The organism is Halopelagius longus (genome assembly GCF_900100875.1).
In the GTDB taxonomy this organism is placed as follows: Archaea; Halobacteriota; Halobacteria; order Halobacteriales; family Haloferacaceae; genus Halopelagius; species Halopelagius longus.
On record NZ_FNKQ01000002.1, the window covers coordinates 881,643 to 897,454 of the forward strand.

Annotated in this window: 18 protein-coding genes; 8 read left to right on the forward strand and 10 right to left on the reverse strand. The window is 65.4% G+C overall.

All coding sequences use genetic code 11. The annotated features are described in order from the left end of the window. Window positions 1-119: 119 nt before the first annotated feature. The 3 genes from BLS11_RS10240 to BLS11_RS10250 all read right to left on the reverse strand — a co-directional run bounded on the left by BLS11_RS10240 (window position 120) and on the right by BLS11_RS10250 (window position 2,576). Complete coding sequence (locus tag BLS11_RS10240; RefSeq protein ID WP_092536910.1) at window positions 120-890, reverse strand: VOC family protein; 771 nt, start codon at window positions 888-890, stop codon at window positions 120-122. A 101-nt stretch (window positions 891-991) separates the two neighbouring features. Continuing rightward, window positions 992-1,456, reverse strand: a complete 465-nt coding sequence (locus BLS11_RS10245) for a TIGR04206 family protein (RefSeq protein WP_092536913.1) — start codon at window positions 1,454-1,456, stop codon at window positions 992-994. A 7-nt stretch (window positions 1,457-1,463) separates the two neighbouring features. Then, the gene (locus BLS11_RS10250; RefSeq protein ID WP_092536916.1) at window positions 1,464-2,576 is read right to left on the reverse strand and encodes an OBG GTPase family GTP-binding protein; all 1,113 of its coding nucleotides are present in this window, start codon (window positions 2,574-2,576) and stop codon (window positions 1,464-1,466) included. 138 nt (window positions 2,577-2,714) lie between these two features. Here BLS11_RS10250 and BLS11_RS10255 point away from each other — a divergent pair, with 138 nt between their 5' ends. The 6 genes from BLS11_RS10255 to BLS11_RS10280 all read left to right on the forward strand — a co-directional run bounded on the left by BLS11_RS10255 (window position 2,715) and on the right by BLS11_RS10280 (window position 6,668). Further along, entirely contained in the window at window positions 2,715-2,915 is a 201-nt protein-coding gene (locus BLS11_RS10255) for a VNG_1110C family protein (protein ID WP_092537262.1), read from the forward strand. Between the two features lie 43 nt (window positions 2,916-2,958). After that, on the forward strand, window positions 2,959-3,324 hold the full coding sequence (locus BLS11_RS10260) for a DUF7541 family protein (RefSeq protein WP_092536919.1): 366 nt from the start codon (window positions 2,959-2,961) through the stop codon (window positions 3,322-3,324). 72 nt (window positions 3,325-3,396) lie between these two features. After that, on the forward strand, window positions 3,397-3,768 hold the full coding sequence (locus BLS11_RS10265) for a DUF6684 family protein (protein ID WP_092536922.1): 372 nt from the start codon (window positions 3,397-3,399) through the stop codon (window positions 3,766-3,768). 59 nt (window positions 3,769-3,827) lie between these two features. Then, window positions 3,828-5,597 carry a cytochrome c oxidase subunit I gene (gene ctaD, locus BLS11_RS10270; RefSeq protein ID WP_092536925.1) on the forward strand — a complete coding sequence of 590 codons (1,770 nt, stop codon included), beginning with the start codon at window positions 3,828-3,830 and terminating at the stop codon, window positions 5,595-5,597. A gap of 320 nt (window positions 5,598-5,917) precedes the next feature. Beyond that, window positions 5,918-6,193 carry a DUF7520 family protein gene (locus tag BLS11_RS10275; protein ID WP_092536928.1) on the forward strand — a complete coding sequence of 92 codons (276 nt, stop codon included), beginning with the start codon at window positions 5,918-5,920 and terminating at the stop codon, window positions 6,191-6,193. 82 nt (window positions 6,194-6,275) lie between these two features. After that, window positions 6,276-6,668: a universal stress protein gene (locus BLS11_RS10280; protein ID WP_092536931.1), complete on the forward strand. Its 393-nt coding sequence runs from the start codon at window positions 6,276-6,278 to the stop codon at window positions 6,666-6,668. An 82-nt stretch (window positions 6,669-6,750) separates the two neighbouring features. Here the strand turns inward: BLS11_RS10280 and BLS11_RS10285 are convergent, their stop codons facing one another. The 6 genes from BLS11_RS10285 to BLS11_RS10310 all read right to left on the reverse strand — a co-directional run bounded on the left by BLS11_RS10285 (window position 6,751) and on the right by BLS11_RS10310 (window position 12,711). Then, the gene (locus BLS11_RS10285; protein WP_245698845.1) at window positions 6,751-7,458 is read right to left on the reverse strand and encodes a thioredoxin family protein; all 708 of its coding nucleotides are present in this window, start codon (window positions 7,456-7,458) and stop codon (window positions 6,751-6,753) included. Between the two features lie 2 nt (window positions 7,459-7,460). Beyond that, a complete protein-coding gene (locus BLS11_RS10290) occupies window positions 7,461-8,204 on the reverse strand; it encodes an ABC transporter ATP-binding protein (protein ID WP_092537264.1) in 744 nt (247 codons plus the stop codon). Between the two features lie 61 nt (window positions 8,205-8,265). Beyond that, entirely contained in the window at window positions 8,266-9,018 is a 753-nt protein-coding gene (locus BLS11_RS10295; RefSeq protein ID WP_092537266.1) for an ABC transporter ATP-binding protein, read from the reverse strand. 11 nt (window positions 9,019-9,029) lie between these two features. Beyond that, window positions 9,030-10,217: a branched-chain amino acid ABC transporter permease gene (locus BLS11_RS10300; protein ID WP_092536937.1), complete on the reverse strand. Its 1,188-nt coding sequence runs from the start codon at window positions 10,215-10,217 to the stop codon at window positions 9,030-9,032. Beyond that, window positions 10,214-11,182: a branched-chain amino acid ABC transporter permease gene (locus tag BLS11_RS10305; RefSeq protein ID WP_092536940.1), complete on the reverse strand. Its 969-nt coding sequence runs from the start codon at window positions 11,180-11,182 to the stop codon at window positions 10,214-10,216. The genes BLS11_RS10300 and BLS11_RS10305 overlap by 4 nt, the downstream gene beginning before the upstream one ends. Window positions 11,183-11,301: 119 nt before the next feature. After that, complete coding sequence (locus BLS11_RS10310) at window positions 11,302-12,711, reverse strand: ABC transporter substrate-binding protein (protein WP_092536944.1); 1,410 nt, start codon at window positions 12,709-12,711, stop codon at window positions 11,302-11,304. A 309-nt stretch (window positions 12,712-13,020) separates the two neighbouring features. On the opposite strand from BLS11_RS10310, the gene BLS11_RS10315 reads away from it, so the two are divergent. After that, window positions 13,021-13,767, forward strand: a complete 747-nt coding sequence (locus tag BLS11_RS10315) for a GNAT family N-acetyltransferase (protein ID WP_092536947.1) — start codon at window positions 13,021-13,023, stop codon at window positions 13,765-13,767. Here the strand turns inward: BLS11_RS10315 and BLS11_RS10320 are convergent. Continuing rightward, the gene (locus tag BLS11_RS10320; protein ID WP_092536950.1) at window positions 13,764-15,377 is read right to left on the reverse strand and encodes a long-chain-fatty-acid--CoA ligase; all 1,614 of its coding nucleotides are present in this window, start codon (window positions 15,375-15,377) and stop codon (window positions 13,764-13,766) included. The genes BLS11_RS10315 and BLS11_RS10320 overlap by 4 nt on opposite strands. A 173-nt stretch (window positions 15,378-15,550) precedes the next feature. Between BLS11_RS10320 and BLS11_RS10325 the strand changes: the two genes are divergently transcribed. After that, entirely contained in the window at window positions 15,551-15,793 is a 243-nt protein-coding gene (locus tag BLS11_RS10325; protein WP_092536953.1) for a hypothetical protein, read from the forward strand. The last annotated feature ends 19 nt before the right edge of the window (window positions 15,794-15,812 follow it).

Genomic DNA, 15,812 nt, shown 5'->3' on the forward strand with positions numbered 1-15,812 from the left:
TTCAGCGTGCTACCTGTATCCGGTACCTGTTACGCTCATCCGCGATTCTCGTTGTTGTGACTGTGCGAGCGGCGAATCTGGTCGAGACGGGGAGACGAAAAGCGAGGGGCGGCCGGCGCTCAGTCGTCGCTGGGGTTGAGAACCTCGATTTCGTGACCGTCGGGGTCCTTCGTGAACGCGTAGCGTTGGTCGCAGGACTCGGGATCGCGGTAGTCCTCCGCCTCCCGTTCCATCAGGGTGTCCCAGTACTCGTTCAGGTCGTCGGCGCGGACGCAGACGTGCCCCCACGCGTCGCCCATCGTGTACGTTCGGCCGTCGTAATTGTACGTGAGTTCGACGGCCATCGCCTCTTCGGCGGCGTCCTCGGGCTTCATGAAGTAGTTCGCGAACGTGTCGGACTCCCAGCGACCGGTGTGTTCGTACTCGAACTTCCGCGTCCAGAAGCCGATGGCCTCGTCGGCGTCCTCGACGCGCATCATCGTGTGGTCGATGCTCCACTTCGCGCCGTGGTCGCGTTGGACGATTTCGACCTCGTGGCCGTCGGGGTCCTTCACGAACGCGTAGCGTCCGCCGCAGGACTCGGGGTCGCGGTAATCCTCGACGCCCTCGTCCATCAACTGCTGGTAGTGCTCTTCGAGTTCGCCCTCGGGGACGCGGACGGCGATGTGGCCCCACGCGTCGCCCATCTCGTACGTCCGGTCGTCGTGGTTGTACGTCAGTTCGAGGACCGCGCCGTCCTCGTGGACGTCCTCCGGCCCGAGGTAGACGTTCGTGAACGTGTCGGCCTCCCAGCGACCCTTCTCCTCGTAGTCGAAGTGCGTCTGGTACCACTCGAGCGATTCATCGAGGTCCTCGACGCGCATCATCACGTGGTCAAGTACTCCGGACATACACGCCGATTTTCGGCCGGCGCGTCGAAAAGGGTACCGAACGCGGAACCCACCGACGCCCGTTCCCACGGCAGTTTGGGACGCTCTCTCGCGCCGTCGCGTCACGTCCGCCGGCGCTTCGCCCGCGGCCAGTACGCCCACCACGCGACGGCCCACAGAGCGAGCGTTCCGAGGGGCCACGCCGTCCGACCGGGTTGCACGGAGAACCCCTGCGCCAGCGAGAGTTGCGCGACGCCGGCGACTGCGAGGAGTCCGCCCGTCACGCGCGAGTCCTCGCGCCCCCGCCGCCACCCGACGACGGCGCTTGCGACCGCACCGGCGTAGCAGGCGACCGAGAGCGGCCACGAGAAGATGTACTCCGGGAGTCCCCGGGTGTAGACGAATAGGAAGTCGCTGAGCGTTGTCACTCCGAACGGCGCGGTGTTCAGGAGCCCCCACGCGAACAGGAGCGTCGTCCCGCCGTCGGCGTAGCGTTGAATCGACCACGGAACCGCCAGAAGCGCGAGGAGAACGAGGACGGTGCGGTCGTCGGAGGGAGACTCCTGTCGGTCGGTACGTCGGGCCACTGCCGGCTTACTTCCGCGCGACGATGCGGAGGATGTCTTCGTCCTGCAGTTCGTGGTCGCGGCCGACCTGTTGTTCGTCGTGTTTCGCGCTCGGTCCGGTGACGCGCGCGAACCGGAACCGTTCGTCCAACGTCCCGCCGAGTCTGTCGAGTGCGTCGTCGACGGTGTTCTCCTCCTCCGTGAGGACGAGCGGTTCCTCGTAATCGACGCCGCGGCCCGGCTTGTCCATGTAGATGCGGATGAGGCCGAGTTCCTCCCACATCTTCTCCTTCAGGGCGTCGAGGCCCTTCTCGGCCTCCGCGCTGATGAAGACGGCCTCCTCGGGGTCGATACCGACCTCCCTGAGGTTCTCCTCGACTGTCGGCAGGTAGTCGCGGTCGATGAGGTCGGCTTTGTTGACCGTGACCATCGAGGGCAGGTAGACGCGGTTGTCCATGATGCCGTCGATGAGTTCGTCTATCGTCAGGTCGCCGCGGACGGTCACGTCGGCGTTGACGTACCCGTGCTCTCTGAGGACGTCCTTGATCGTCTCCTCGTCGAGGGAGACGTCGTCCGTGGTGGTGACCTGAAGCCCGCCCTTCCCCGTCTTCGAGATGGTGAGGCTCGGCGGTTCGGCGTCGAGTCGAATCTTGTTCTCGTACAGTTCGTGGCGGAGGCGTTCGTAGCGCTCGATTTCGAACACCGAGAGCATGAACACCACGAGGTCGGCGGTTCGGACGACCGAGAGCACCTCCTTGCCGCCGCCGCGGCCGCCCGCCGCGCCCTCGATGAGACCCGGAACGTCGAGGATCTGGATGTTCGCTCCGTTGTACTTGAGCATCCCCGGGTTGACGTTCAGCGTCGTGAACTCGTACTCGCCGACTTCGCTGTCGGCGTTCGTCAGGGCGTTGATGAGCGTCGATTTGCCGACGCTCGGGAATCCGACGAGTGCGACGGTCACGTCGCCGGTCTTCTCGACCGCGTAGCCGTGGCCGCCACCGCTGGAGGACTGTTTCTCGAGTTTCTCCTTCTTTTCCGCGAGCTTCGCCTTCAGACGCCCGATGTGTGACTCCGTCGACTTGTTGTAGGGCGTGTTCGCGATCTCCTCGCGGAGTTCTTCGATCTCTTCCTCCAGTCCCATCGGGTACACGTCGGCCACGTGCGTCGAAAAACCTGTTCCTTCGTCTCGGCATCGGTTGTTGTTTCGCGTACGCGGGAGCGCGCGAGAAACGCTTCGATAGCGTTATATCGAGCACTCGTGACCGAGGAACTAGACGAGATGCCGGACGCTTCCACGTTTCGGGATAGGACGGAGATAACGGTTCCGTGCGAGTCGTTGAGCGACGTTCGAGACGAACTCGAATCGGAGTTCACCGTCACCGTCTTCCCGAAGGACGGAATCTGCCGCATCATCGCCAGTCCGGTGGAGATACGGGCCGTCGAGCAGTTTCTCACGAACCGCGGCGTCACCGTCCGCTGATTCGTTCCGAAGCGCTTTGTACCCCGCGCGACCATCTTCCGGTATGGACGAAACGCCGGGACTCTCCGACCAGTACCGGATGGCCAGCCCGTGGCCCCTGTTCGTTGCGCTCGGGATCCCCATCTCCGAGATCGGCATCCTGTTCGACCTCTTCCCCGTGGCGGTCGGCGGACTGCTCCTCTTCTCCGGAAGCGTCGCCGGGATGTCCCACGAGTCGGGGTACGCGAAGACGCCGTGGCGGGCGCTGGTCGTCCTCGCGGCGATTCTGCTCGTCGCCGGGGGCGCGGTGGTGTTCGCCGACGTGGGTCTCCTCACCCGCGGGTACGCCATCGCCGCCGCGGGAGCGATACTCCTCGTCGGCGGCGTCGTCGGCGAGTTGGTCGTCGGCGAGGGGACGGAGCCGTACTGAAGTACGACGTTCGCACGCGACGACCGGTAGCGAACCAACAACCTATTTGATTCCGGCCGAGAAGACACTACCATGGCGAACAAAATCTTCGACAGGGATACGGTGTTGGACCTGACGGTCAACTTCATCCCGTTGTTCATCATCGTCTTCTTCATCGTCGGGTTCGCGGTGTACCCGGCGTTCGGAACAGACCTCCTCCCGTCCGCGCTTCAGTTCGGCTTGCTCGTCGTCCCCTTCGTCATGCTGACGGTCCTGACGTACCTCTCGGGGAAGGCCGTCTCCACCGCCGAAAAGACGTCGACCGTCTACCCCGCCGGACAGGCGACCGTCCCGGGGGTCGAACCCCTCCACGAGTCGGAGCACGAAGCCGAAAACGTCCCGGCGGAGACCGGCGAAGAATCCGGTGCGGTAGACGCCAAATCGGCCGACTCCGACGGACAGTAGCGACCTCGCGTCGACTCATACCCGTACCTTTCATTACCCTCCGTTCCTGAGAAGCACGCATGGAGATCAACGGACAGTTGGCGCTGACGGTCCTCATGGGGGTCTTCCTCGTGGCCGTCGCCGCGTGGCTCGCGCGGATCGAAAACTGGCGCACCTACACGCCGCTTGCCGGCGGTGGTGGCGCTGGCGGGTACGGACAGGAGGTCCACCGAGAGAAACCGTCCGGGCTCATCCGGTGGTTGACGACGGTAGACCACAAGGACATCGGCATTCTGTACGGCACGTACGGGCTCACCGCGTTCGCCGTCGGCGGGTTGATGGTCGTGTTGATGCGGGCCGAACTCGCGGACCCGAACGCGACCCTGATGTCGAACACCTTCTACAACTCGCTGATGACGAGCCACGGCATCACGATGCTGTTCCTGTTCGGGACGCCGATAATCGCGGCGTTCGCGAACTACTTCATCCCGCTTCTCATCGGTGCCGACGACATGGCGTTCCCGCGCATCAACGCCATCGCGTTCTGGCTTCTGCCGCCTGGCGCGCTTCTCATCTGGGCCGGCTTCTTCCCCCTCCCGGAGGTCATTCCGGCGCAGACGGGCTGGACGATGTACACGCCGCTCTCGGCGGGCGTCGGGAACGGCAATCAGGCCAACGCCGGCGTCGACCTGATGCTCCTCGGACTGCACCTCACCGGTGTCTCCGCGACGATGGGCGCTATCAACTTCATCGCGACCATCTTCACCGAACGCGCGAAGGAAGTTACGTGGGCGAACCTCGACATCTTCTCGTGGACGATACTCACCCAGTCGGGGCTCATCCTCTTCGCGTTCCCCCTGCTTGGGAGCGCGCTTCTGATGCTGCTTTTCGACCGTAACTTCGCTACATCGTTCTTCGTCAACGACGGCGGCGGAGCGATACTCTGGCAGCACATCTTCTGGTTCTTCGGACACCCCGAAGTGTACGTGTTGGTGCTGCCGCCGATGGGCATCGTCAGCCTCGTGTTACCGCGCTTCGCGGGCCGTCGGCTGTTCGGGTTCAAGTTCGTCGTCTACTCGACGCTCGCCATCGGCGTCCTCTCGTTCGGCGTCTGGGCGCACCACATGTTCGCGACGGGCATCGACCCCCGTCTCCGCGCCTCGTTCATGGCCGTCTCGTTGGCCATCGCCATCCCCTCGGCGGTGAAGACGTTCAACTGGATAACGACGATGTGGAACGGCAACGTTCGACTCACCACGCCGATGCTGTTCTGCATCGGGTTCATCTCCAACTTCATCATCGGCGGCGTCACCGGCGTCTTCCTCGCGTCGATTCCGGTCGACCTCGTCCTCCACGACACCTACTACGTCGTGGGTCACTTCCACTACATCGTCATGGGCGCCATCGCCTTCGCGGGCTTTGCGGGCATCTACTACTGGTTCCCCCTCTACACGGGCCGGATGTACCAGCGCACCCTCGGGAAGGCGCACTTCTGGCTCTCGATGGTCGGGACGAACATCACGTTCTTCGCGATGATTCTGCTCGGCTACGGCGGCATGCCGCGTCGCTACGCGACGTACCTCCCGCAGTTCACCGACCTGCACCTGCTTGCGACCGTCGGAGCGTTCATCCTGCTCGTCGGTCAGATAATCTTCGTCGGTAACATCGCCCAGTCGTGGCTCGAAGGCCCCCGCGTCACGGACGGCGACCCGTGGAACCTCAAGGAGGAGAACCTCTACACCTCCGAGTGGGACTGGTTCAGCCGAAAGCTCGAAACCGCCATCGCCGACGGCGGCGAGGAAGAGGAGGCCCTCACCGACGGCGGCCGGCAGTCCGACGCCGACGAGTAATCGCGGTACTGCGGTTCGGCATTTTCGTTTTCGCGTCCCTGAATCGTCTCCGAGCGCCCTCGCTGGCGAGAACTGAGAACGTCGAACGGGCGCGTGCGGTCGCGACGCGCCGTGCGTCCGAGGGTGCGGCCCGACGCGGCCGGCGGTCAGAACACGAGGACGATACCGGTCAGGAACATCAACGCCGCCACCGCGGCGAGAACGATGCCGAGGAGGTCCTTGTCGGACATACTCGACCGTTAGTGCCGAGGGGCAAAGACTCGTCGGTGTTCCGACGAGGAGAGCGGAATCCCTAACCCCGACGGGTCGTAGGTTCGAACGTGAGTCAGTCCGTCTCCCAGTCCGACGGTTCGGGCGTCGAGGGGTCGCGGTTCGTCGGCTACCTCTACGTGATTCTCGTCTGCTTCACCGGCGTCGCCGGGTTCCTCGTCGGCACGTTCGTCGAGAACCTCGAAGCGCCGCGCTTTCTCTTTCTGATACCGTTGCCGCCGACGCCGTTCGGCTTTGCGGCCTACGGTGCGCTGACTATCGCCGTCGTGTTGGGGATTCCGCTCCTCCTCGTCGTCTACGTCTCGGAGAACGTCGTCGAGGGGTGAGCGGACGCGTCGGGAGGTGTGACGGCCGAATCCCGCCGCCGTCCCCCAAAGGACTAAGCCGCGCGACCATTCATCTGTGCGTATGTATCACGTGGTAGTCGGTGTCGACGACGAGACGGAACGCGCGCTCCGGTGCGCCGAAGAGGTCGTCGGACTCCCCGGCGGACCCGAGGAGAAGTCGGTGACGCTCATCCACGCGTTCGTCGACAACCCGAACGGCGCGTCGGCGACGCAGGTGCAGTCGGTTCGCGAGGCGGCGGACTACCTCGAAGAGAACGGCATCGAGTACCAAATCGAAGAGTCCAGCGGCGACCCGGCCGACGCCATCGTGACCACCGCCGACCGGGAAGACGCGAACCTCATCCTCGTCGGCGGGCGAAAGCGGTCGCCCGCGGGGAAGGCGCTGTTCGGGAGCGTCACGCAGTCGGTCATCCTCGGCGCAGAGCGACCGGTGATGGTCACCGGCGTCGAGTGAGCGGTCGAAGTACGGTGTCGGTTTTTCGGGAGACGTTCGGACCCGGACCGAGCGACGGCGAAAAGAGACGACGGCGACGGGCCTAGGCGTCCGCGCCGAACGCGTCCGCGAATCGGTCGGCGAGCGTTTCGGGGCGGCGGCGTCCCGTCAGCGTCTCCCGCAGTTCGCCGTCGCGGAAGATGAGCACCGCCGGGGCGCTCTCGACGCCGAACTCGCGACGGAACTCGGGCACCGCCTCGCCGTCCACGCCTGCGGTCGCGACGCCGTCGGGGACCGCATCGAGAATCGCCGGCAGGTCCTCCTTCATCGCCTCGCAGGGGTCGCAGTAGTTCCGCCAGACGGTCAGCACCGCCTCGGCGTTCGAGTCGAGGAACGACCGGTAGGTCCCGTCGTCGAGTTCCTCGAACGCCTCGGGGACGGGCGTCCCCGGGCCGAGTCGGACGAGGAGGTTCGCCGCGACGGCGAGGGTCGGCGAGTCGAGTGCGCCGTCTGCGAACGACCGAACCGACAGGTAGGCCGTCACGTCCGCCCGCGTCACCTCGCCCGAATCGAGCAAAGCGGCCGCCTCCGTCCGGTCTACGCCGAAGAGGTCGGCCACCGTCGACTCGACGCCGCCGTCGTCCATCCGCGCGTACGTGTCGTGGTAGACGCGCCGGACGTCCTCGAACGCCGAGGTGGTCGAGAGCGACCCGTCGTCGCCCTCGGTCACCGCGCCGAGTTCGAGGAGTTCGTCGAGGACCGCTTCCGGGTCGGGGAGGCCGCCGTCCGCCGGCGGGGAGTCTGCGCTCACTGTCACACCCCCAGATACCGCTCGCGGGTCTCCTCGTCCTCGCGGAGTTCCTCGGCGCTCCCGTCGAACACGATTCCCCCGTGGTCGATGACGTAGGCGCGGTCGGCTAGCTGTATCGCCGCCGCGGCGTTCTGTTCGACCAGGAGGATGGTGGTGCCGTCGTCGCTGATGCGACGGACGGCGTCCTCCACGTCCTCGATGATCTTGGGCGCGAGGCCCTCGTACGGTTCGTCCAACAGGAGCAGGTCGGTGTTCTGCTTCAACGCCCGCGCGATGGCGAGCATCTGCTGTTCGCCGCCGGAGAGCGTCCCCGCCCGTTGGGTCCGCCGTTCGTCGAGTCGAGGGAACTGCGCGTACACCTCGTCGGTCGAGAGGCCCTCGTGGCCGACGGACACCGACCGCCCCCACGTGTTGGACGTGTTTCTGGCCACCTCTGCGAGGTGGAGGTTCTCCGCGACGGTGAGGTTCGGGAAGATGCGCCGTTCCTCGGGCACCAAGGAGATGCCCCGCCCGGAGACGTCCTCCGCGGCGAGGCCGGTGACGTCCTCGCCTTTGAATCGGACGACGCCGTCGCGCACGTCCGGCGGCGTCGCGCCGGCGATAGACCGGAGCGTCGTCGTCTTCCCCGCGCCGTTGCGTCCGAGCAAGGCGCATATCTCGCCCTCCTCGACGGACAGCGAGAGGTCCCGGAGGATGTGGCTCTCGCCGTAGTAGGCGTCTATCGCCTCCACGTCGAGGAGGCTCACGCCGACCACCTCCGGTCGGCGTGGCGCCGCCGTCGAGGGCCGACGGACCGTACGGCGGGGGTCACAGCTCCACCCCCCCGAGGTACGCCTCTTGGACGTCGGGGTTGCCCCGAATCTCGTCGGGCGTGCCCTCGGCGATGACTCGTCCTCGGTTGAGGACGACGATGCGGTCGGAGATGCTGAAGACGATTTCCATGTCGTGTTCCACGAGGACGAACGTGAGGCCGCGTTCCGCTTTGACCCGTTCGATGAGGTCTACCGTCGACTGGGTCTCCTCCGGGGACATCCCCGCGGTGGGTTCGTCCATGAGGAGGAGGTCAGGTTCCGCCGCGAGTGCGATGCCGATTTCGAGGCGGCGCTTGTCGCCGTACGGCAGGTCCACCGCCTCGGTGTCGGCGCGATCCAACAGGCCGACGTCCGCCAGCGTCTCCTCGGCCAGTTCGCGGACCGAAGAGAGGTCGTTGCGGTGGGTGAGGAAGTTGAGTCCGAACTCGCCGTGTTCAGCGGCGAGGGCGGCAATCTCGGCGTTCTCTCGGACCGTGAGGTCCGGGAAGATGGAGGCGGTCTGGAACGACTTCGAGACGCCGCGTTGGACCACCTGATGCGGCTTCAACCCGACGATGGACTCGCCTTTGAACCGGATGTCGCCGTCGGTCGGGTCGAGTCGGCGCGTGATGAGGTTGATGAGCGTCGACTTCCCTGCGCCGTTCGGGCCGATTATCGAGACGCGCTCGCCCGACTCGACGGACAGGTCCACGTCGTCGGTGGCCACGAGGCCGCCGAACTCCTTGAGGAGTCCGTCCGTCTCCAACAGCGGAGTTTCGCTCACAGTCGCTCACCTCCGAGTCGGTCGGAGACGAACGAATAGACGTCGTCGGCGTTGTCGGAGACGAACGCGCGAACGTCGCGTATCGCCCCCCAGATGCCCCGCGGGGCGAACCAGATGACGACGACGAACACCAGTCCCAAGAGGAGGTGCCAGTACGTCCCGAAGTCGTCTACGAGGACGATATCCGTGAACGGTATCTGGAGCGTCTGGATGCCGCTGACGATGTTCTCGACGTAGAGGTAGACGGCCGCGCCGAGAATCGGGCCGAACAGCGACGCGGTGCCGCCGAGGACGGCGATGATGACTATCTCGCCGGATTCGGTCCAGTACAGCGACTGCAACGGGACGTACGACCCGTGGATGGTGAACAGGCTGCCGGCGATTCCGGCGAACGCGCCGGAGATGACGAACGCCATCAGTTTGTAGCGCCAGACGTCGAGCCCGACGAACTGCGCGCGCTGTTCGTTCTCGCGGACGGCGCGGAACACCATCCCGTACGGCGAGTTGAGGATGCGGTACGCCGCGGCGACGGAGAGGACGGTGACGACGCCGACGAACAGGTAGAGCCACGTGCCCATCAGTTCGCCCGCGACGCCCGGCAGTTCGGATTCGAGGCGGAACGTCCCTAACAGGGGAGCCACCTCGATGCCGGTCAGGCCGTTCTCGCCGTTGGTCCACTCCGAAAGCGGCGCGGTGGCCATGTAGTACACCATCTGCGCGAACGCCAGCGTCAGGATGCTGAAGTAGATGCCGCCGCGTCGGAGCGACAGGAACCCCAGTAGCCACGCGAACAGCACCGCGAAGACGGTGCCGACGACGACCATCGCGATGGGGTCCGCCGAGACGCTCTTCGAGAAGATGCCCGCCGCGTAGGCCGCCCCGCCCCAGAACGCCGCGTGTCCGAACGAGAGCAGTCCGGTGTAGCCGAGCAACAGGTCGAAGCCCACGGCGAAGATGCCCCAGATGAGGATGAGCGTCGCGAGGCTCTGGTAGCCGAGGAGCACGTCGCTGACGAACGGCGCGCGGGCGAACAGCCACGGGAACACCGCGACGACGATAGCGGTGATTCCGATAACCGTCGCCTCGCGTTCGCGTATCCGCTCCCACCGCGCGAGCAGTCCCGGCCCCTCGAGGACGGTTCCGCCCTCGCCCGTCGGCGACGGTTCGGCTTCGGAGTCGCTCACGGGGCCACCTCCTCGGTACCGAGGATACCCTGCGGCCGGGTCAGGAGGACGATGGCCGCGATGGCGTACAGGCCCACCTGCGACCACGCCGGGACGAACGCGACGAGTGCGGCCGTCGTGAGGCCGAACAGGATGCCGCCGACGACCGCGCCGGCGATGCTGCCGACGCCGCCGATGACGACGGTGAGAAACGCCGGGACGAGGATGTCCATCCCCACGGTGGGGTTGACGACGTTCAGCGGTCCACCCACGACGCCGGCGACGCCCGCCAGCGCGGAGCCGATGCCGAAGACGACGAGGTACGGGCGGCTTATCTTGATGCCGAGGAGCCGGACCATCTCGGCGTCTCTCGTCCCCGCCCTCACCACGAGTCCGAAGTCGGTGTACTCGACGAGGACGTAGACGATGGCGACCAGCACCGCCGTGATGGCGATGACCCACAGTCGCCACCGCGGGAAGTTCCCGACGACGGGGAGCGCAACCGGCCCCGAGACGGGGATGCCCGCGAACCCGCCGAACGAGAGGATGCGCGCGGGTTGCTCGAACGGCAGGCTGTTGCTGCCGAACAGCACGCGGAACAGTTCCTGCAGGACGATGGCGAGGCCGAAGGTGACGAGAATCTGGTCGGTGTCCGGTCGGTCGTAGAAGGCGCGCGCGACGTAGCGCTCCATCAACAGACCGACGCAGAAGACGATGAGCGGTACCAACAGCAACGCGGCCAGAAAGCCCCACTCCAGCCCGAGCGTCGAGTAGCCCCACTCCGAGAGCTTCCCGGAGGTGAGGTTCACTTCCAACGCGACGAACAGGCCCGCGTACGTCCCGACGACGTACAGGGCTCCGTGCGCGAAGTTGACGAACTTGAGCGTACCGAGGATGATGGAGAGGCCGACCGCCAAGAGGACGTATATCGCGCCCTGTTGGAGGCCGTTCAAGAGGATGGTTACGACGTCGGCGAGGAGGCTCATCGCTTTCCCTCCGCGGCCCGCCGCGGTATCCGTGCGACACCGTTCGTGTGTAGTTTTAGCATGAGAGTATCGGATGCGAGTTGTTGTCTAAATATGGTGCGTGTGCGCCGAAGCGCGCGTTATTCGTAGGACCCGAGTTCACACTCCGCGGCGGGCCCCTCGTCGCAGGCGTAGCCGAGGTCGTCGCGACTCGTGAGGTTCACAATCTCGTAGTACTGGCCGTCGGACTGGTCGGACGCGGAGAGGCCCTTCACGACGGGGACGGCGCGTTGCGCTTGGTGGTCGCACTTGCGCATCGTCTCCGGCCCCATGCCGACGTTGTCGTACTCGTAGCCTTCGAGTTGCTTGATGACCTCCGGCGGGTAGAACGTCCCCGCACGCTCGACGGCGGCGGCGTACTGGAGCGTCTGGGCGTACGCCAGTTGCGCCACCCCCGAGGGGAGGCGGTCGTACTCCGATCGGAACGCCTCCGTGAACTGGTTCGAGGGTTCGTTGTCTATCTGGGAGTCCCACGCGACGGTGCCGTAGATGCCCTCGATGGCCCCGCCCGCGGCTTCCGCCATCGGCCGGTTGTACAGCGGAACGATGATCTCCATGTCCTGGTCGATGCCCGCGTCCACCGCCTGCTGGACGGAGTTCGACCCATCGAGCCCGTAGTGGTTCAGGATGAGCACGTCCGCGCCGGAGTTGGCCGCCTGCGAGAGGTACGTCGAGTAGTCGGAGGTACCGAGCGGCGTCGCGACGCTGTCTACCTGCTCCCAGCCCGCCTCCTCGGTCATGAACTTCTCCATCGACGCCTGCTGGGTCTGCCCCCAACTGTAGTCGGCGTACAGTTGGTAGAACTTCAAGCCCTCGCCGTACTCCTCCTTGACGACGGGTGCCAGCGCTTGGCCGGTCATGTACGCGTTGAACACCTCGCGGAACCCGTATCGGGCGCAGTCCTTCCCGGTGGTGTCGTTCGAGTGCGTCAGGCAGGCCATGAACATGACCTTCTCCCGCTGACAGAGCCCCTGCACCGCGATGGCGACGGCGGAAGAGGACCCCCCGGACACCATTATCACGCCGTCGCGCTCTATCATGCGCTTCGCGGAGTTACGGGCCGTGTCCGCGTCGGTGTTGGTGTCGCCGTCCACGTAGTCGATTTCGTAGCCGAGGACGCCGTCGCCCGACAGGTCGTCGAACTGGGAGTCCACCCACCCGCCGCCCTCGTTCAGGTGCTTGACGGCGAGTTCGTAGGCGCGGAGTTCGTCCTGCCCCTCCGAGGCGTACGGACCGGACTGCGGGACGTTGAACCCGAAGATGGCCTTGTCGCCCTCCACGGGGAAGTTACCCAGCGCCGGGTAGTCGTCCTGATTTCCGCCGTCGCCCCCGCCTCCGCCGTCGGTCCCGCCGTCGCCGCCGGAGCCGTCGGTTCCGTCGTCACCGCCGCCCCCGCCGGAACAGCCGGCGAGCGCAGTTATTCCCGCGGTACTCGCGCCAGCAGCCTTCAACAAGTCCCTCCGATGGAGAGGATTGCTATCGCGTGCCATGACACTACCCCTGACAAGATTGTTAATAATTGTTTTGTATATATTTCCTTAATTGAGGTTATTATAGAGCAAACATACACAAATCCCTATAGGTAGTATTAGGTGAATTTCCGGTCGAAGTTCCTATTTGGATAACCGGCCCCGTAGACGGGCGAGTGCGCTCTCCCGACGGAGGAGTCGCCGAACGCGGCGGGAGAAAGCCCGCGTAATTCACAGACAACCATCAAACGCCCGTCGCACGCTGTGATAACCGAACCCAATCCGTGAAAACCTCACGGGCGTAAAGTGAAGAACCTCCGTAGGGAACCCATGGACGTGAGGAATGCTAACAAGGATGACGCGGAACAGATACGCTCCGTCGCTCACCAGTCGCTTCTCGCCTCGTACGGGCACGCCTTCGAGGAGGAGACGCTATCGCAGGCGGTCGCGGAGTGGTACGACCGAGAGCAGGTGACCGCCACGGTGAGCGACGACGACGCGGTACTCGTCGTCGGGGAGGACGACGGGGACGTGGTGGCGTTCGCCGAGAGTTACGTCTCCGAGGGGGAGGTGTCCGTCGGCGAGATAGATTGGCTCCACGTTCTCCCCGACTACCGGGGGGAGGGACACGGGACGCGGTTGCTTCGAGAGGTCGAGCAACGACTCGTAGACGAGGGCGTCGCTCGCATCCAAGGCCGCGTGCTGACCGAGAACGAGGCCGGGACGACGTTCTACGAGGACCACGGATTCTCCGAGGCGCACGACCGAGAACTCGACATCGGCGAGGAGACGTTCGTCGAGCGGATATACACGAAAGCCATCGACGACGGGCCGGCGTTGGAACCGCGAGAGACGCACGACGGCGAACGCGTCTTCGTCGCCTTCGACGAGGCCGCTCGGGGGTCTGAATCGCCGTTCGTGGCGACGTACTCGGACGAGAGTCGCGAGAGCCGGTACGGCTGGATGTGCACGAACGACGACAGCTTCGACTTGGCGATGGACACGATGGGGCGCATCCAGTGCAACTCCTGCGGCAACAAGCGGAAAGCCACCCGCTGGGACGCCTCGTACCTCTAACCCTGCCCGACCATCCGGTCCTCGTCGGCCCACTCCTGCTCCCGCAGTTCGTACTTCTGGACCTTCCCGGTCGCCGTCTTCGGTAACTCGGCGACGAACTCCACCTCCTTCGGGACTTTGAACGTCGCGATGCGTTCGCGGCAGTAGTCGAGCAGGTCCGACTCGGTGACGCCCGGGTCCGCGGGGTCGCCGTTTCCGGGCACGACGAACGCCTTCGGCGACTCGCCCCACTCCTCGGAGGGCGCGGGGATGACCGCCACGTCGCCCACCGCCTCGTGGTCGAAGAGGGTGTCCTCCAACTCGATGCTGGAGATGTTCTCGCCGCCGGAGATGATGATGTCCTTCTTCCTGTCCTGAATCGTCACGAACCCGTTCTCGTCGACGACGGCCAAATCGCCCATGTGGTAGTACCCCTCCAGACGCTCCGAGAACGCCGCCTCCGTCTCCTCGGGTTTGTTCCAGTAGCGGTCCATCACCTGATTGCCGCGGACGACTATCTCCCCGACGGTCTTGCCGTCGCGGGGCACGTCCTCGCCGTCTTCGTCCACGACGCGAACGTCCGTCCCGACGTAACCGATTCCCTGCCGCTTCTTCAGGTCGAACCGCGCCGGGTCGTCGTCGTCGAAGAACCGCCGGGCGTGCGACGTGGTGACGAGCGGTCCCGTCTCCGTCGCGCCGTAGACGTGCATGAGTTCCCAGCCGAACTCCTCCTCGACGGTGCGGATGGTCGCCTCCGGCGGGGCCGCACCCGCGGTTGCGGCGCGAACCGGGTTCGCCCCCGTCGTCTCCACGCCGCCCTCCCGGTCGTAGTGGTCCATCAGCATGTTCAGCACCGTCGGCGCGGCGCACATGTAGGAGACGCCCTCCTCGCGCACGGCGTCGAAGACGTCCGCCGCGTCCACGCCGCGGGTGCAGACGTGTTTCGCGCCGTGGCCCGTCACGGCGTAGATGTGACCCCACCCGTTGACGTGGAACATCGGGAGCGTCCAGAGGTACACGTCGTCGTCGGCGAGTTCCTGATGCATCGACACCAGATAGGCGTGGAGCGTCTCCGTCCGGTGCGTCCGGCAGACGCCCTTCGGGTCGCCCGTCGTCCCGGAGGTGTAGTTGATGGTGATCACGTCTCCTTCGTCCATCTCCGGGCGGTCGTACTCGGCCGACTCCGCGAGCAACTCGTCGAACGAGAGCCACTCGCCCTCCACCGCGTCGGCGTCGTTCGTCACGAACGTCTCCGTCGGCACGTCGTCGCGTATCGCCTCTATCTTCTCGGCGTACTCGTAGTCGGCGTACACCACGTCCACCCCTGCGTCGTTCAGGATGTACTCGTAGTCCGCGGGGACGAGTCGGTAGTTCAACGGCGTGTGAACCGCGCCGACCTGCATCGACCCGTAGGCGGCTTCGAGGTGGTAGTGCGTGTTCGGGTCGAGGACGGCGACCCTGTCGCCCTTCTCCACGCCCTGTCGCTGCAACGCCGCCGAGAACCGGTCCGCCCTGTCGCCGAGTTCGTCGTACGTGTAGCGCTCTCCGGTCGTCGCGACGACGGCCTCTTTCGACCCGTAGTACCGCCGCGCGCGGTCCAAAAAGTCGGTGACGAGGAGTGGTTTCTCCATACCGAGCGTACATAATCATCTATCAGTATAAAATTGCGGTCCGCTCGGCTCTCGGTACTGCTATGGATGTCACCGTACCGAGGGGTACCGCTCTTTCTCTCCCCCCGGAGACGGGTTACCTACCTATCAGTTTGCAGAAAGTAACTTACCCGCTCGCCCCGTGAGACCGGTCAATGGCCCTCTCAGACTACGCCGGTCGTTCGCCGAACGGGCGGGAGGACGCGACGGTGTTGCGCGTCGCCCCGCACCGCCTGTGGCGGCCGGGAGACGAACGGGTCGAATCGTGCGCCTACAGCGGCGAGGAGATTCCGCTCTCGGAGAAGCACCTGCTGGTCGTCCTCGACGTCGGCGGCGACAGGGTCCGCGAGTACGTCCGCGACGAGTCGTCTCTGGAGGCGTGGCTGAACGGCGAGTGAACGGACCACGGGCGGACGG

Coding starts and splice junctions, on each gene's coding strand:
- BLS11_RS10240 (WP_092536910.1), bottom strand. CDS start 890: ATGTCCGGAGTACTTGACCACGTGATGATGCGCGTCGAGGACCTCGAT.
- BLS11_RS10250 (WP_092536916.1), bottom strand. CDS start 2,576: ATGGGACTGGAGGAAGAGATCGAAGAACTCCGCGAGGAGATCGCGAAC.
- BLS11_RS10255 (WP_092537262.1), top strand. CDS start 2,715: ATGCCGGACGCTTCCACGTTTCGGGATAGGACGGAGATAACGGTTCCG.
- BLS11_RS10260 (WP_092536919.1), top strand. CDS start 2,959: ATGGACGAAACGCCGGGACTCTCCGACCAGTACCGGATGGCCAGCCCG.
- BLS11_RS10265 (WP_092536922.1), top strand. CDS start 3,397: ATGGCGAACAAAATCTTCGACAGGGATACGGTGTTGGACCTGACGGTC.
- ctaD (WP_092536925.1), top strand. CDS start 3,828: ATGGAGATCAACGGACAGTTGGCGCTGACGGTCCTCATGGGGGTCTTC.
- BLS11_RS10280 (WP_092536931.1), top strand. CDS start 6,276: ATGTATCACGTGGTAGTCGGTGTCGACGACGAGACGGAACGCGCGCTC.
- BLS11_RS10305 (WP_092536940.1), bottom strand. CDS start 11,182: ATGAGCCTCCTCGCCGACGTCGTAACCATCCTCTTGAACGGCCTCCAA.
- BLS11_RS10310 (WP_092536944.1), bottom strand. CDS start 12,711: ATGGCACGCGATAGCAATCCTCTCCATCGGAGGGACTTGTTGAAGGCT.
- BLS11_RS10315 (WP_092536947.1), top strand. CDS start 13,021: ATGGACGTGAGGAATGCTAACAAGGATGACGCGGAACAGATACGCTCC.
- BLS11_RS10320 (WP_092536950.1), bottom strand. CDS start 15,377: ATGGAGAAACCACTCCTCGTCACCGACTTTTTGGACCGCGCGCGGCGG.
- BLS11_RS10325 (WP_092536953.1), top strand. CDS start 15,551: ATGGCCCTCTCAGACTACGCCGGTCGTTCGCCGAACGGGCGGGAGGAC.